Source organism: Pseudomonas brassicacearum (assembly GCF_003732175.1).
Lineage (GTDB): Bacteria > Pseudomonadota > Gammaproteobacteria > Pseudomonadales > Pseudomonadaceae > Aquipseudomonas > Aquipseudomonas brassicacearum_G.
Window position 1 is genome coordinate 21,238 of sequence record NZ_MOBI01000030.1, and the last position, 16,326, is coordinate 37,563.

A 16,326-nucleotide genomic window follows, 5' to 3' on the forward strand; every position below is an offset into this window, starting at 1 on the left:
TGCGGTTCGACCCTTATTTTCGAGAGCTCGTTCATGCGCAGATTCCTCGCTTTAAGCCTTTCCCTGCTGTTGCTCAGTCTGAGCGCCTGCGCCCTGTTCCCCAATCGTGATCCGCTGAACATCAACGTGGTCGGCATCGAACCGTTGCAAAACCAGGACCTGGAAGTGCGCTTTGCGGTGAAACTGCGCCTGCAAAACCCCAACGAAACTCCCATCAACTACAACGGCGTGGCCCTGAGCCTGGAGGTCAACGGCCAACCCCTCGCCACTGGCGTGAGCGATCAAACAGGATCGATCCCGCGTTACTCGGAAGCGATCATCAGCGTACCCGTGAGTATTTCGGCGTTCTCCATGCTGCGCCAAACCCTTGGCCTGAGCCAGACACAATCCCTCAACAACCTGCCTTATGTATTACGCGGCAAACTGTCTGGCGGCGTGTTTGGCACCATCCGTTTTGTCGACAAAGGCACACTCAACCTGCCGGGCTCGACAGCCGGCATCTGGTAAATCAGCCGCAGAACACAGTGCGTATTGCTGACAAACAGGGAAGTGGATTCAACCATGGAAAGATCCCCCACGCTGTACACCGAACGCTTGATCCTGCGGCCACTGGAACTGGCCGATGCCGAAGCAATTCAACAGCACTTCCCGCACTGGGAAGTGGTGCGCTACCTGAATGCCCTGGTCCCGTGGCCCTATCCGGCAGATGGCGCGCTGACTTACCTGCGCGACATCGCCCTGCCGGCGATTGCCCGTGGCGAAGAATGGCATTGGTCGATTCGCTTGAAATCAGCGCCCGAGCAGTTGATCGGTAATGTCAGCCTGATGAACGAGCCGGACAACAACCGTGGCTTCTGGCTCAGTCCGCAGTGGCAAGGTCAAGGGTTGATGGCCGAAGCCAGCGCTGCAGTCACTCAATACTGGTTCGAGACCCTCGACCGTTCGCTGATGCGGGTGCCCAAGGCCGCGCCCAATCTGGCTTCGCGGCGACTGTCGGAGCGCACCGGGATGCGTTTGATTCACTGCGATGATGGCGATTTTGTCGGTGGGCGCTTTCCCAGGGAGCTCTGGGAAATCACCCGCGAAGAGTGGCGGCGTCTCAGATAAACCGCACACCGGGTTTGGCCCGTTCATCCACGGTCAGCTCGAACACGTCCGGGCGCGCGTAGTGCCCGACCACGTCGTAGTCGTAGCGCGCACGCACCAGTTCGTCGGTGTCGATCTCGGCGGTCAGCAAACCTGCGCCGCCCAACAATGGCCCGGCCAGAACGTCGCCCATCGGGCCGATGATCACACTGCCGCCGGAAATCAACGGGCGCTCGGCCGGCCAGTTGGCAATCTTAAGACCCAAGGCTTGGGGTGATTGCTGAACCTGGCAGGCGCTGACCACGAAGCAACGTCCTTCATGGGCGATGTGGCGCATGCTGACTTGCCACATTTCGCGCTCGTCGACCGTCGGCGCGCACCAGACTTCCACGCCCTTGGCGTACATCGCCGTGCGCAGCAGCGGCATCATGTTTTCCCAGCACACGGCCGCGCCAATGCGCCCGACCTGGCTGTCGACCACGGGCAGCGTGGAGCCGTCGCCCTTGCCCCAGATCAACCGCTCGGTGCCGGTGGGCATCAATTTGCGGTGCTTGGCCACCAACCCGGCTTGTGGCTCGAAGTACAACACGGTGCAGTACAAGGTGCTGCCTGAACGTTCGATCACCCCCAGCACCAGATTCGCACCGGTACGCGCAGACAATCCCGCCAAGGCTTCGGTTTCAGCGCCCGGCACATCGATGGCATTGGCGAAATAGCGCGCAAACGCCTCACGACCTTCCGGCAATCGGTAACCCAACTGCGTGCCGAAGCCTTCGCCTTTGGGGTAACCGCCGAGCAATGCCTCGGGCATGACCACCAGCCCGGCGCCGGACTCGATGATCGCCTGTTCATAAGACAGTATCTGTTCCAGGGTCTCGCCCTTGCCACCTGGCAACGAACCGATTTGCAGTGCAGCAACAATGGATTTTGGCATCGCGGTAACTCCCTGAGCTGTGAGGTATTGCTCATTCTCCGGCCACCGCCGATCATGAATAAAGCCCCGCTCACTGCTGAAAGATATGAGCCAAATGAATATCGCCGAGATCGACCTCAACTTGCTCAAAGTCTTCGAAGCGCTGCACGACGAATCCAGCGCCAGCCGCGCCGCACTGCGCCTGGGCGTCACGCAATCGGCGGTCAGTGCGGCATTGCGCCGGCTGCGCGACGTCTACGCCGATCAACTGTTCGTGCGCACCGGTCGCGGCCTGGCGCCGACATTGCGCGCCAATCAATTGAAACCGGTGATCAGCGATGCGCTGAACAAATGCCGACAAAGCCTGGCAATGGTCGATCCGACCGCCAACCAGTACGAAGGTCGTTCAGTGATTGTGGGGCTGTCGGATGATTTCGAGATTGCCTACGGTCGGCGATTGATCGAGGAAATCGCCCAGTGCGCGCCAAAGCTGCGCCTGATCTTTCGCCAGACCCACAGCCAGATCGTGGCTCAGGCCTTGATGGAGCGCAGCGTTGACCTGGCGATCACCGCCGGCGGTTTTGCCGAACGTTTGCTCAGCCGTCAGGTACTGGGTGAAGGCGGCTATCAGTGCCTAGTCGACCCCGAAAGCCTGGCCGACGGACAACAGGAAATAGGCCTCGACGAGTTTGTCGCTCGCGAGCACATTCTGGTGTCGTCTGGAGGGTTTATCGGCATTACCGATGAGGGGTTGGCGGGGCTAGGGCTGAGTCGGAGGGTGTGCGCATCAACTACGCATTTCGCTGCGTTGCCGTTCCTGCTCAAGGGCAGCCAGGCCGTGGCGACGATCCCCGCCCATGCGGCGCAGAGCATCGCCGCACTCAGCGGGCTGACAGTGCTGCCCTGCCCGCTGGCACTGCCGCGCTATCCGATTGAACTGGGCTGGCGGACCAACAGCCAGCTGGATCCGCTGTTGCTGAAAGTGCGTGAAGCGATCGTAGCGAGCTTTTTACAAGCGCCTACTTGGCGGTCATCAAGCGATTGACTTCGCTGCGGACCATATTCGCGTATTCCGGCGGTGACATGGCGTCCAGTTCGGAGCGCACCCACTCCGCCCATTTGCCTTTACGCTTGGAGCGCTCGCCGAACAAGCGTGCCGCTTCGCCTTTGGATTTACCCAGGTTGCTCTGCCAGAGATCGAACAGACGGGACTTTTCATCTTCAAGCGCAGCGCGCTCGGCAAGGGGCTTGTCGGCCAGATTGAAGCTCATGGGAGTTACCTGCTGCATAAAATAGGCAACATCTTACACTGAAGGTGGAAATCTCCGGAGGCAGATTTTCCATTGGCGTTGAGTTTCAGGGCAAAAAGCCTGCAACTTTTCCGCCGCGCCTACACTCCATTGATCATTGCCCCAAAACCAGCAAGGAGTCACCTGATGGCCCGAAAAACCCCGGTGCACGCAAACGACGAGCAAATCAAGGATCAAGTCTTCAGCGAGCTTCAAGCGCTGATCGAAGAATCGGAGAAGCTGCTCAAAAGCAGTGCCTCACTGGTCGGTGAGGAAGCTGAGAACCTGCGCGAACAAATCGCGCTGAAACTGCGGCAGGCACGCGATTCCGTCTCCAGCGTGCGTGAGCGGACCCAGCCGGTGATCGACGCGACCGAAACCTACATCGGCGGCCACCCTTGGCAAACCGTTGCGATCTCGGCCGGTTTCGGTCTGGTGGTGGGGTTGCTGCTGGGGCGTCGCTGAAACAATGAAGGCGATCCATGGAGCGAAGCAGGTCCAGTGTGGGAGCGAGCTTGCTCGCGATGGCGTCCGTCCAGTCGGTATTGATGTCAGCTGACACACCGCTATCGCGAGCAAGCTCGCTCCCACATTTGTTCTTTGCTGTTTCTGAGTTTGAGTCGCTTAACTAAATTGGCATTACGTCATAGCTCGCCTTTTTCACCTCAATTACCCGCCAGTTCGTGCAATTGCGCCAGGGTCTGCGCATCGAGCGCGATGCCTTCGGTCTGTGACTTGGCCCGCTCGCGGTGACGGCGGTCACCCGGCAGGCGCCGCAGCCCGACTCCGTGCATCTGTCTGACCAGTTCCTGACTGCGTTCGGCGAAGTTCTGCCCGGCGGCTTTGCTCGGGTCGATCACAATCAGTAACTGGCCGGTCCACGGGGTTTTCGCCCCTGGATGATTCGACCAGTCGAACTCGAACGAAAAATTACCGCCCGTCAACGCCGCCGCCAGCAGTTCGACCATCATCGACAACGCCGACCCCTTGTGCCCGCCGAACGGCAGCAATGCGCCGCCCTCCAGGATGGCTTTCGGGTCCTGCGTTGGCTGGCCCAGGCTGTCGACACCCATGCCGGGTGGCAGACGCTCGCCCTTGCGCGCAGCGATCTGCACGTCGCCATGGGCGATGGCGCTGGTGGCCAGGTCAAACACGATCGGGTCTGCCCCCGCACGGGGTGCAGCGAAAGCAATCGGGTTGGTGCCAAACAGCGGGCGATCAGCACCGTGCGGCACCACGCAGGTCATGCTGTTGACCACGCTCAGCGCCACCAGGCCTTCATAGGCAAAGGGTTCGACGTCTGGCCAAAGTGCAGCGAAATGATGGGAATTGCGGATCGCCATGACCGCGATGCCGGCGCTGCGGGCTTTCGCCACCAACAGTTCGCGGCCTGCGGCCAATGCCGGTTGGGCGAAGCCGTTGCCGGCATCCACCCGGACAAAACCCGAGGCCACATCCTCGACCACCGGAACGGCCTTGCCATTGACCCAACCGCTGTTCAGCGTCGAGACATAGCCAGGCATCCGGAACACTCCATGGCTGTGGGCACCATCGCGTTCGGCGCCCGCACAGTTTTGCGCCAGCACCCGGGCAACCTCGGGGCTTGTGCCATGCCTCAGAAATATCGATTCCAGTAGGCCAACCAACTCTTCGTACGACAAGTGTTGCGAGACTGCATTGACGGCATGATCGTGTGGCACAGACATCTGAAGCTCCAGGTTTTTTATTGGAGGGGGCAACAGCGTACGGGGACCTTACGAGCTGATTAAACACCGTTTTGCGAGCCCTCTGTCAACCTTCGTCGTTCAACGCTGCCAAGACCTGCCACAGGCCAGATCATCAACGATGCAGGCGCCGCGCGTGCCCTAACTATTTACCACCGTTTGATGCTGCCACGACTCTAGCCTTGCGCTTTCTTCCTGCGACGTAGAACCGTCGCTTCAGCTGAGGCAAAAACAATGACTGACGATTCGTTACCGCTTTTTTTTCCTGAAGCATTACGCGACACCAGAATATTGAGCCCACGCATCAGGGCCATGGGTTTCACACTCGCGGACCTGTCCTGGCTGCGTACCGTTGAACTGGCGACCCACGCGCTTCGTTCGGCGCAAACATCGCCGATGACCGCCGAGAACATCATGCTGAAGGCTGCTGGTTCAGACGCCGAGCCCCTTGCGGGCAGCTTCATGATGCATCCGGTGCCCAACGGCACACAGGCCATCCTCTACACACCCTATGGCGGGCTGCAAAAGTTCGATGACCGACAAGCATTGTTGAAGGCGCTGGACGACAAACTGAAAAATGCTGCAGAGCGCAAGGACCTGTTGCGCTTTCTCCCCATCTCCAGACGCGACGCGCTAGGTATCAACGATGCATTCACGCTGACTAGCGAAATGATCGACGGTCTGGTATTCGAAGATCAGACCCGTATTCTCAAACAGTGTCATCGCAAAAATGTCGAACTCATGCTCCAGGAGCTGAGTGCAATACCGACACTGACGGCCATGCTCAATCAATTGCTCAACAACGCGCTGCGCAAGCCCTTTCCCAGGCTCGATCAAAGCGCCACCCATGTCAGCTTTTTCGTAGAAAGCCGGGCCGCTGGAGCGACGAACACTACCACCGCTCGACACCAGGTGGACTCCATGGCCCTGAGTGATGCACTACTGAATTTTTACCTGCATCAGACATGGCCTTCGGGACAGGTTCGCGAGTTCACCAATCCTCTACAACCCTCCTCTCCCGTTAACCCGGTACACCAGTATCAGTGGGAGCGGGCCACAAAGGAGCTAGCAGCAAGCCTGACGCCCATGCTGGCAAGTCTGTTGCAGGTCTATTGGACAACGGACGTTCGTACAGGCGTTTCTCGCCGGGACTTTTTTGCTCAAGCCATGGCTGACAAGGCTCGAATGGATCTGTTGTTCAAGCGCCAGAGCGCAATCATCAGCCCTGAGCAAAGCCTGGCACTAACCGGACTCCTCGACCATGAAAGCGCTGCACGCAGCCATGCTGCCAGCGACCTGAAACCGGAAAAAATCCGCATCTGGGAACACCGCGAGCACTTCGTCGAACTTGCTGGCGCCATGATGCTGAACAGCGACTCCACGGCTTATCTGTATACCCAGTCCAATGGCTTGCAGGTCCTGAAAGATTACGCAGACCTTAAAGCGATCATACAAACCATGGTCAGGTCAGCCGGACACGAGGACGAGCTGTACAGCTTGCTGACACCGCAACAGCGTGATGTGTTTCTGGGCTTCGACAAGCCTGAGGTATCGGGAGTGCCGATACTCGGTCCGGTCTTTCATGACATGGTCGACGACATCATCGCCAAGCAACAACTCAGCATCACGGATGCACTGGACACTTGCCGACACAGCGATGGTGCCATTGATGTCCAGGCCTTGTTCGACCAGGCACTGGATGTGCGTGACATGCTCGACACTCAGTTGCTGGAGGCGGCGACCACGGAGCGCTGGAGCACGCGCCCGCTGATTTCTGGCGACAATCGCCTTTCGATCGTATTGGCTGACAAGGCCGCCCTGTCGCTAAAAACACTACACAGCGTTCAATCCTCCCTTGAGGTGAAAACAGCCGCTCAACCTTCGGGAAGTGTTGAACAACAAGGCACTTTTCTGGAGACCATCAAGACCGATCTCGCCCATGCAATGTCGGTGGGAATCCGCGGTGAGGCCGCACTTCGTGTGAGCACCAAGACGCTCCGTGCGGACGAAAAGGCCATCATCGATACCGTGCTCAACCCCGACAAACCGACCCGAAAGCAAAGGCAAGCGCTGCACGGGTTTCGGCCAGATGCCTGGTCGTTGACGCTTGAGTGCTCGAACGAGCCGGATCTGATGCCGCTGGCCAACTGCTTTTTGCTGACCGAGCGTGGCGGGCTTGACCCGGCACACTCCGGTCGGGCGATCCTGTGGACGCCCGGGCGCGGGCTCGAAACCTTCAGCTCCGTCACCAGTGTCAAGGTCGAGCTGGGCAGGCGCCTCCTGGATGACGAACAACGAATGTTGCTCCTGGAAAATATCCCTCGCACGCAATATCGCCCACACCGAACCTACACGCTTGGGCCTTTTCGATTGATTGAAAGAAATATGCTTCAGGAGTGTCAACAGTCAGCCATCAAACAGTATCTGGACGCCCGAAGGCATACCCATTCACTTGAATTGCCCAGCTCGGTGGTACGGGCTGATTTTGAGCAACACAAACAGACCCCCACCCAACTCAACCTTCAGCGTGCGACGCAGATTGCCGAGGGGATCGTCACGCAACAGTCACTCCCCGTCTGGCTAGGGGCGGCGCCCGAGCATGAAGTGCTGCAACATGTAGAAATACTGGAGCAATTGCGCCACAGCATAGAGAGCGGCAAAGACTACCTGTATGGCTTTAAGCCGCTGACTGACTATGCCCGCGAACAGCTGAAAACGCTGATGACCACGCAATTTCCGGGAGCAGGTCTCGATCCGGATCAACTGCTGGTGACGCCCAATCTGGCGTTGGCCGGTCCTGTGCGAACATTGACCGATTTTGCGCTGAACCATACCAATACATTGCAAAACACCGGGTTCAGCATTGCCTCGAAAATCGCTCAGACGCTCCCGACAGCCCTTGATGCCAGCGCAGTCAAAAGGCTTTTGCTGCAGCTGGACATCAAGACCGCCTATCGTCAATTTCTTTCGGACACATTGGCGATCGACGCGCCAGCTGTCGCGACCCGACAGCTCCGATTCATCAAGCAACTGCCCTGGCAACTGCTGTTGCATGCCCACACGCTGAAGCTTCAGGGAAAACTCTCCGAACGCGGCTTCGGGTTGGTTCAGCAAGTTCTGGACATGCCGGATGCCCTGGCACGCGCAGCGGTAACGGGCGCCAATGCAATCGTTCGCCCTCTGGAGCTGATCGCGACCGAAGGCGCTGCGGCCGTCAAAACACTAGGGCTCTACCTGATAGGAGAGCGCGCTGCGGGACCACAAATTCTGTACGCGCCATACGACAGGCATCTGGGGATCACCGAGTATGAAAATGAAGCCAGCGTGCTGAGCGCAATCAACCTTCCGGGGGCATTGCAGGATCTACTGATCAGGCGCCTGCCGGATCCGCAAAAGGCCACCTACAAAAATTTGCTGGCAGGCAGCCGCGATACTGACATTCGACTGGCGTCCAGCCCTATCGATGGAAATCTGTTGCATCAACTGTTCATCGATAACAAAACGCTGCTGTCACACATGCTCGACAGTCAATCGCAATCTTCCGGGCAATCCGACTGGGAGGCGCTCAAGGCGCTGTTTAGCAAAGGCTTCAGGTATGGCATAGAGTTTCTGCCAGGCAAACTGGCGATCCCGCGCATTCTCTGGGATAGCTACACGTCATTCAAACAGTCGGCCGAAGCCCTGCAGGACCATCATTGGAAGACTGCGCTCAAGACCTTTATCAACGGCGTGTCGCAAATGGCGACACTGGGCAAGTTGTTGCATCAACCTGGCGCTTCGACTGGCGAGCCGGTTGTGCACAGCGGACCTGTCGTCGAAAAGCCTTTCGTTGCCACCGACCTTGCCAAGGTCGACCTCACCTCTCCTTCTCGCACTTCACTGCAACCCTTTGAAGCCACCGGCATCGAGTTGAAAAAGCTGGAGGCCAAGGCGGCTGACGGCACTTACCGTGATTCAATAACCAGGCACAAATACGCCCCGGTCGACGGAAAGGTTTATCGGGTCGAAAAGTTCGGTGTGGCACCACGAGTCGTCGACGATCAACGACAAGGCCCTTATCTGCAGAACAGCGGCACGCAGTGGGTGCTGGATCCGGATGTGCACACCGTTCATTTCGGGAAAGCCATGTCTCAAATGTACAACCGGTACCAGTCCTACTTCAGTGCTCGAAAACACATCAACATAGAGGCTCACGGCATGGAGGCCATCCGTCAGCTCTACCCGGAAAGGGCCCGGATGATTGTCCAGTCGCTGGATCTGGCACGGTTCTACGCATTTAACAGCCTGCATAATCTGGCTCAATTGAAAGTGGCCACATCTGGAACACGACTGGATGGTTTTCTCAAAGCGTTCTTTGATGTGCCGACGATCGATAGAGCCATTCTGGATAAAATCAAGGCAACCATCGTTCCGCTGTGCAAGGCACTGGTAGATCCGACACTGGACAGGCTCGACAGCAAGCGATTTGTCGTCGGTTCAAACCGTTATCCCGAGGACGGCTTGATTGCCTTTGTACTCGACGATGATCAGCAACAGAAAGTGCACTTTACAGAAAGGTTCTTCGATCAAAATCTAAACCACTACAACCATGTGCTGACAGAGCCCTTTGATGTCGTTGCCCATGCGCAGGCGGCAACGCTTATCCATGAGTTCTCGCACCTGTTTTCAAATACGCTGGATATCGCGTACCTGGAAGCGAGAAGACCCTTCAGCGACCTGATCTCGACGATCACCACTCAAGCCAGCCAGTTGAAACAGGATCAGGAGCAATTTCAGAGCGAAGCATTGTCGATGCAAACCCCCGTCGATGAATTGTTCGCCTACTGGAACAGCGCGCAGAAAACCTGGCATGACCTCGATGACATTCCTGCCGCGAAAAAACTGAGTGATGAGATCAAGACCATCACCGGCACCAACAGTCTGAACGAAGCCCGCAGAGTATTTCGCGATCGGGCTTCAGCGGATCGGCGGATCGACACTATCCTTCGCAATGCCGATTCTGTCGCACGTCTGGTCTGTGAAATGGGACGTCAACTCGACCCGGTGCCTTTGGCCGAAAACTGATGCCCGTGAATCAAACGTAAAGGGTGGTTCTCGCCAGCTCACCGCGAAGGTTAGAATGCGGGAAATCAGGATGAGTCAATGAGCGAAGATACCCTCTCGGAAGCAGAATACGACGCCGTCACAGACGCCGCGGCGCATTGGTGCATGCGTCTGCACGCCACCGACTGCACCGCGGCCGAACGTCAGGCATTCGAGCAGTGGCGTGATGCCCATCCGCTGCATGCCTTCGAATACGAGGCGATGCTGGAAATCTGGGATGTCTCTGAGCATTTGCCGCGCACCGAAAACCTTGCCCCGGTATCACCGCCCAAGTTCCGTTCGAGTTGGCGTGCCTGGGGCATGGCCGCCGCAATCAGCGCATTTGCATTGCCCCTTGCCGCCTACACGGGATGGGAACTGGGTTGGCTGCCGAACGCCTACGAGCGTTTCGAGGCCGAGGGAGCGCTGCGTCATGTGACCCTGAGCGATGGCAGCCAGGTCGAGCTGAATCTGGGTACGGTGCTGACGTACAGCAACTACAAGGATCAACGCCGGGTCACACTGAAAAAAGGCGAAGCCTTTTTCCGTGTCAGCCATGACCGTCAGCACCCGTTCGTGGTCAAGGCAGCTGAGGGCCAGATCCGCGTCACCGGTACGCAGTTCAACGTCTGGAAATATCAGGATCAGGTGCGCGTGACCCTGGTGGAAGGCTCGGTGCTGGTCACCAGCAACGATACCCTTCGCGGTGACGGTTTACGGCTCGAGCCCGGCATGCAGGCGCGCTACAAAGGCGGGGACTATCAACCCCGGATCAGTCAGGCCGACGCCAACGATGCCTCACTGGCCTGGCGAGAGGGCAAGCTGGTGCTGGACAATCTCTCGCTGAACGAAGCACTGCCATTGATCAATCGGTACCTGAGCAATCCGGTAATGCTCGCGGACACGGCCACCGGCATGCTTCGCGTTGGCGGCATTTACAACATCAGCGAGCTGAAAACGCTGGTGCTCTCTCTGCCCCAGGTACTGCCCGTGTACCTGAGCCAAAACACCGATGGCAATCCGGTGATCAATTCCCTGCTGCAACAACCGCTAAAACGCTGAAGGCCGCAACCTGGGGGCGCGGCCTAATGCCTGTCAGTCAAGTGTTGGCTACCCCCCAAAAAGATCGCAGCCTGCGGCAGCTCCTACGGCGTAGCCATATTCCCTTGCTGATCGCGCGTCTCACGGATCGTCCGCACTTGGTATTGCGGATCAGAGGTGATCTGCTGTTCGGTGAATGGCAAGACACTCCATTGCTTCTTCGAAAACGCTTCAGTCTGGTCCCGGGAATGCTCCGATGCCGGATCGCTGGAGATGGAAAACGCCAGTAGCCCTTGTGCGTGCGGTCCCTTGTCGTCGAATGTCACCACTTGCAGGTAACTGGTGCCACTGACCACTTCGCGATGACCGTCCTCGGTCGGTACGCTCTGTATGGCGTTGTAGACCCCAAGGCTCGCCGGGCCACCGTGAATCGGTATCTGCCGCCCGCCACTGCTGACCCTCTGGATATCACCCCAGCGGCTCTGTGCCGTGTGCCCTGTTTTGTCTATCTGCTCAACCGATGCCAGCATTGCCTGACTCACTGCCTGCGCCACTTCAGGCTGCTCGATGTTCAACCCTCGCGGAGTGTGCTGTGGGTCTTTCGGATCGAACCCGACGCGCCAGACGTTGGGTACTTGTGCCAAATGCTCCATCAGATTCTGGAAATGCAAAAACCCCACGCCACTGTCCAGATTGGCACTGCGGTCCCAGGCCTTGAGACTGGCGCACAACCCTGACAATGCGCTCGTATTCGCACCCAGGTCAGTAGCGCAAAACTGCAGCAGGTCCGGCATGATCTGACCGGCCTGATACACCTGATCGTCCATGACCATTCGTTGCAAATCCAGCGTCGTCACCGGACCGGTTTTGGCCAATGTGCCGAGGTAATCCAGTGCAAAGCGTGTACGTTGGCCCAGCGGTTGCCCGGCCTGACTGATCAAGGGCGAATACCCGGCGAGTGGCTGTGCCGGGTTGACCATCCAGGCCGAATCGTTAGAGTGCTGCACGAAGTCGCTGCGCAACAATTGCGGCAACTTGTCTGCCGCAAAAATACCCTTTTGCGCCGCCTTGCTATCGATATCCCAGGCGCAAGCACTGTTGGAACCGTCGAGCACGATCATCGCCAGACCGGCCCGCGGATCGCTGCATTTTTCCAGTTTTTCAGCGTTGACGTTCGGCACCACGGACAGGTTCATGTACAGCGCCTGCCCCTGATCATCCACCGCCAGCGTATTGACCCACGGAATGCCTTGAATCTTGTGCACCGACGCTTGTAGATCCTTGAGGCTGCGGGCCTGGTTCATCGAGTACCACTGCTGTAGCACGCGATCATTGTCCAGGTTGGCATCGCGCAAGCTGTAGGCGAACTGATGATCCCAGTCCAGCTTGCCGGGCCATTGGACCACCGGACCAAATACCGAGCTGTACACCCCATGTGAAATCGTTGTGATCTGACCATCGGCCTGTTTGACCCTGGCCGTTATCGTTTGCTTGCTCAATGGCCTGGACTTGCCGTCGAGCATGTACCGGGTCGGGTCCTTCGGATCAAGTTGCAGGCGATACAACGTGAAGTGCTTTGACGTATCGACGGTATGGGTCCAGGCCAGATGCTGGTTGAATCCGATATTGATCATCGGCAAGCCCGGCAATGCAGCACCCATCACATCAAGCTTGCCCGGGATGGTCAGGTGCATCTGGTAAAACCGCATACCGCCGACCCAGGGGAAATGCGGGTTGGCCAGCAACATTCCGCGCCCATTGAACGAACGCTCGCGTCCAATGGCAACCGCATTGCTGCCTCGGTCGAGGGCGAAACGCTGGAGTCGCGCGGCAGCGACTTCGAACGCCTGCGGAGCACCCGACATCCGGGTGACGGCTTTGGGTGGAGAGGCTCCGGCCAAGGCTTCGGCAAACAGCCCAACTCCGCCCTCGACCAACAGCCGTCGGGTCAGCTTGACCAGATCCAGCGCGGTGATCGGCCGCACCCAGTCAGCCCGGCACTGCTCAGGCAAACCCTGAGGTGTGCGCTCAGCCAGCCAGCGGTTGTACCCGGCCACGTAGCCTTCGATCAGCTGACGCACATGCGGGGGCTGCGCTTGCCAGAAACCGAACACCGCCTGTGGTGTATTCAGCCAGTTGAAAAACAGGTCACTGACCCGGTTCTCGCGCTCTTCAAGCGTGAACTGCGCAGGTCCGAAATAGCGTGAACGCTCACCGTTGACCGTGACAATTTCGTTGGCCAGCAGGCACAGGTTGTCCTGCGCGTAGGCATAGCCGATTCCGTACCCGAGCCCTCGTTCGTCCTGGGCACGAATATGTGGCACGCCGAAGCTGGTACGGCGAATCTCGGCCGTCGTCTCATCCGCCTGAACCCGCGCGTGGGCCGAAAGGCTCAGCCCCAGAAACACACCCGCAAGGCACACCCTGGGAAACTGCCTGAAAATAATCACGCTGACTCCTGATCGCAATAAACAAAGGCCAGGACAGACGCAAAGTATGATGACGATGCAGGAACACCCGACCCGGCCTGGGAAAGACCATCCCTGCGGCTGACGGGAATGTGCCTTGCCAGAGTAACGAGTCAACATGAAAAAAATTTAATGGTTCAGACCCCGACAAAACAGCGCATCTCACCTTGCACTGACGTGGTTCCGACAAATTTTCTACATACGAGCCCTCATGATTTACGCAGCTCATTCGTCATTAATCAATGAGAGCACCCATCACTTTTTTACTGATCAGGCTCTGAAAAGGAGTTTTTGCATGTACAACTCGCAACTGCCAACGGATGGCAACCCTGCGGCAAACGGTTCGCTGAACCTGGACGCTCGCGCGTTCACCAAAACCGCTGAACGCCACAACAACGAGCGCATCAGGCAGTTGCTCAAAAGCTTCGGCCTGCGAACCAGCCTGATTCGCCTGAAAGTGATCGACGCGCTACTGACCGCCGCCGAAAACGATCGTCCGCAGGGGGTGCGCGGCGTGCACAGCCACTTGCTGGACCTGGGTATTCCCCTGTCCTTTCTCAGCGTTCGTGAAGTGTTGAAGCGACTGTGCAGCGAAGGCGTGATTGTCTTGAACGAAGACAAGAGCTACAGCCTGCACCCGCAAGCCGCAGCCGTGCTCTACGGCAACCGATGATGCGTTACCGCGTCGCCTAAGGTTTGACCTTGCGACGCATCACACCATTGATCACTACGACGATCACCGCAACGCCAATAGCGATGTACTGGAACAGCTTCTCGCTGATCATTCCGGCGTTCTGCATGTACGACAGACCAAGCATGATCCCCAGCACGACAAGGGAGATCAGAATCGAATATTTCAAACGTTGCGACTGGGTCATTGCGGGTTCCTGAACCTGAAGATATGTATCCGGTTTGTATCGTGATGCATGCCAAGCTCATACGCATCTTCGGGGATGAGCAACTGCAAGCGGGGTCTCATGTTACAGCCCATGAAGCATTTTGGCTGCATGCGGTTCAAACGATGAGGATTGAGAAATGTTCCGTCGAATCACAATGCTGATTCCCCTGCTGATTATCCTGACCATGAGCGGTTGTGTATGTTTCCCATGCGGAGGTGGCTGGCATGGCGACCACCGCTATCACCATGATGGCTACTACCGCCGTTGACCTGAATCAAGCGGGGCGCTCTCCTTATTAAGTGCTCCCCTGCTCTCGATAGTTGACAACTATTGAGAACACCACGACATAAGCCCGCCACCCCGCGGGCTTTTTCGTACAAGGGCACTGCACTTTGGTCTGTAAGACAATATCAAAAACAGGCATCGGCATAATGACTCAATATACCCACCAGAAATAACGCGACAACTATTACCGCCCTCAAAACAATAATTTGGCTTGGCTTATTACTATTCCAGACTACTCTCACTCATGCCGCGGTACTTTTATATAAATCAGCACTACACCCTGGAATTTTATGCTCAAGCCCATTATAAAAATCGGACCCTTTCGAGCGCTAGGCTTTTGCCTGGCGATTACAGCTTTTGAGTTACTGACCTACTTGGCCAGCGACATGATAATGCCTGCCATGTTGACAGTAACCGATGACTTGAATGCCAGTACTCGGCATATTCCATCGGCCTTCAATCTTTACTTGCTGGGGGGTGTTCTTCTGCAATGGCTGATTGGCCCGCTCGCGGATTGTTTTGGACGCCGAAAAGTACTCTTGATTGGTTGTGCAGTCTTTGCCATGACCTGCGTCATGACCCTCTGGGTGCAGAGTATTTTTGCATTCAACCTGCTGCGCCTGCTTCAGGGGATGGGCTTGGGGTTTGTCATTGCCGTCAGTTACCCCGCGCTGCAGGAGGTATTCTGTGAAGCCGACGCCGTCCGGATCATGGCCTTGCTGGGTAATGTTGCCCTGCTCTCTCCGCTCCTTGGCCCCCTGCTCGGTAGCCTGATGCTGAAATGGATTTCCTGGCGTGAGCTGTTTCTCATGTTCGGCGTCCTTGGCATCGTGGTGTGGTTGGCGATCTATTGGGTGATGCCGGAAACCATAGGCGCACTACGTCACGACGGTAACCGGCTAAACCCCACGCCATTCAAGCTGCGTGCGATAGCTCATCGATATATTGCCCTTCTCAGGAACCTTAGATTTATTTGCGCCAGTACTGCGCTCGGGCTGATGAGTTTGCCCCTGATCGCTTGGATCGGCCTGTCCCCATTGCTGTTGATTCAGGGGCAAGGGTTATCCGTTCTTGAGTACGGCCTGTGGCAGATCCCGGTCTTCGCCGCCGTCATCATCGGCAATCTGATACTGAACCTGATTATTTCCAGGACCCATCTGGAAGGCTTGATTCAATGGGCGCTCTGGCCATTCTGCGCGGGCCTTGTGGCGCTCATCATTGCCAGCCGGTTTGCCCTTTCGATCCCGGTTCTCGTCGGTGGCCTGATGCTTTACAGCATTGGCCTGGGGATGAGCAATGCCGCGCTGTACCGCGCGGCGCTGTTTACCAGTGACGACAACAAAGGATTGGTCTCGGCCATGTTGGGGATGATCTCCATCGCACTCATGGCCGGCGCAGGCTCGCTGATCGCAACGCTGGGTGCTGGCGAAGATCCAGGGTACTTCGCCCTGACAGTCGGTATCGCCGGGCTTCTGGCACTGGTGCCATTGCGTTGGGTACTGCTGCCGGCCGCGCCTGCGTCCGTGCACTCTCTATAAC

13 protein-coding genes are annotated in these 16,326 nt (G+C 57.5%); 8 read left to right on the forward strand and 5 right to left on the reverse strand.

What is annotated here, in order from left to right; translation table 11 throughout:
- Positions 1-33 precede the first annotated feature (33 nt).
- Both BK658_RS26825 and BK658_RS26830 read left to right on the forward strand, forming a co-directional pair.
- Positions 34-507: an LEA/WHy family protein gene (locus tag BK658_RS26825; protein WP_123584924.1), complete on the forward strand. Its 474-nt coding sequence runs from the start codon at positions 34-36 to the stop codon at positions 505-507.
- Positions 508-561: 54 nt separating this feature from the next.
- Positions 562-1,107: a GNAT family N-acetyltransferase gene (locus BK658_RS26830; RefSeq protein WP_123584925.1), complete on the forward strand. Its 546-nt coding sequence runs from the start codon at positions 562-564 to the stop codon at positions 1,105-1,107.
- On the opposite strand, the gene BK658_RS26835 is transcribed toward BK658_RS26830, so the two are convergent.
- Positions 1,100-2,020: a carbon-nitrogen hydrolase family protein gene (locus BK658_RS26835; protein WP_123584926.1), complete on the reverse strand. Its 921-nt coding sequence runs from the start codon at positions 2,018-2,020 to the stop codon at positions 1,100-1,102. The genes BK658_RS26830 and BK658_RS26835 overlap by 8 nt on opposite strands.
- Positions 2,021-2,105: 85 nt before the next feature.
- Between BK658_RS26835 and BK658_RS26840 the strand changes: the two genes are divergently transcribed.
- The gene (locus tag BK658_RS26840; protein ID WP_123584927.1) at positions 2,106-3,044 is read left to right on the forward strand and encodes a LysR family transcriptional regulator; all 939 of its coding nucleotides are present in this window, start codon (positions 2,106-2,108) and stop codon (positions 3,042-3,044) included.
- Here the strand turns inward: BK658_RS26840 and BK658_RS26845 are convergent.
- Positions 3,019-3,270 carry a hypothetical protein gene (locus BK658_RS26845; RefSeq protein WP_123584928.1) on the reverse strand — a complete coding sequence of 84 codons (252 nt, stop codon included), beginning with the start codon at positions 3,268-3,270 and terminating at the stop codon, positions 3,019-3,021. The genes BK658_RS26840 and BK658_RS26845 overlap by 26 nt on opposite strands.
- 165 nt (positions 3,271-3,435) lie before the next feature.
- Between BK658_RS26845 and BK658_RS26850 the strand changes: the two genes are divergently transcribed.
- Positions 3,436-3,753 (forward strand): ElaB/YgaM/YqjD family protein, encoded by a 318-nt coding sequence (locus BK658_RS26850; RefSeq protein WP_123584929.1) that lies wholly within the window; start codon positions 3,436-3,438, stop codon positions 3,751-3,753.
- Positions 3,754-3,953: 200 nt separating this feature from the next.
- On the opposite strand, the gene BK658_RS26855 is transcribed toward BK658_RS26850, so the two are convergent.
- Complete coding sequence (locus BK658_RS26855) at positions 3,954-4,994, reverse strand: Ldh family oxidoreductase (protein WP_123584930.1); 1,041 nt, start codon at positions 4,992-4,994, stop codon at positions 3,954-3,956.
- A gap of 252 nt (positions 4,995-5,246) precedes the next feature.
- Here BK658_RS26855 and BK658_RS30465 point away from each other — a divergent pair, with 252 nt between their 5' ends.
- Both BK658_RS30465 and BK658_RS26865 read left to right on the forward strand, forming a co-directional pair.
- Positions 5,247-10,076, forward strand: coding sequence for a dermonecrotic toxin domain-containing protein (locus tag BK658_RS30465; protein WP_259740150.1), 4,830 nt, complete (start codon positions 5,247-5,249; stop codon positions 10,074-10,076).
- 78 nt (positions 10,077-10,154) lie between these two features.
- Complete coding sequence (locus BK658_RS26865; protein ID WP_123584931.1) at positions 10,155-11,156, forward strand: FecR family protein; 1,002 nt, start codon at positions 10,155-10,157, stop codon at positions 11,154-11,156.
- 83 nt (positions 11,157-11,239) lie between these two features.
- Here BK658_RS26865 and pvdQ read toward each other — a convergent pair whose 3' ends face one another.
- Positions 11,240-13,585 carry a bifunctional acylase PvdQ gene (gene pvdQ, locus BK658_RS26870; RefSeq protein ID WP_123584932.1) on the reverse strand — a complete coding sequence of 782 codons (2,346 nt, stop codon included), beginning with the start codon at positions 13,583-13,585 and terminating at the stop codon, positions 11,240-11,242.
- A 313-nt stretch (positions 13,586-13,898) separates the two neighbouring features.
- Here pvdQ and BK658_RS26875 point away from each other — a divergent pair, with 313 nt between their 5' ends.
- Positions 13,899-14,276 carry a fe2+ zn2+ uptake regulation protein gene (locus BK658_RS26875; protein WP_123584933.1) on the forward strand — a complete coding sequence of 126 codons (378 nt, stop codon included), beginning with the start codon at positions 13,899-13,901 and terminating at the stop codon, positions 14,274-14,276.
- A gap of 16 nt (positions 14,277-14,292) precedes the next feature.
- On the opposite strand, the gene BK658_RS26880 is transcribed toward BK658_RS26875, so the two are convergent.
- Positions 14,293-14,481, reverse strand: a complete 189-nt coding sequence (locus BK658_RS26880) for a hypothetical protein (protein ID WP_019690573.1) — start codon at positions 14,479-14,481, stop codon at positions 14,293-14,295.
- 596 nt (positions 14,482-15,077) lie between these two features.
- Here BK658_RS26880 and BK658_RS26885 point away from each other — a divergent pair.
- On the forward strand, positions 15,078-16,325 hold the full coding sequence (locus BK658_RS26885; protein ID WP_123584934.1) for an MFS transporter: 1,248 nt from the start codon (positions 15,078-15,080) through the stop codon (positions 16,323-16,325).
- The last annotated feature ends 1 nt before the right edge of the window (position 16,326 follow it).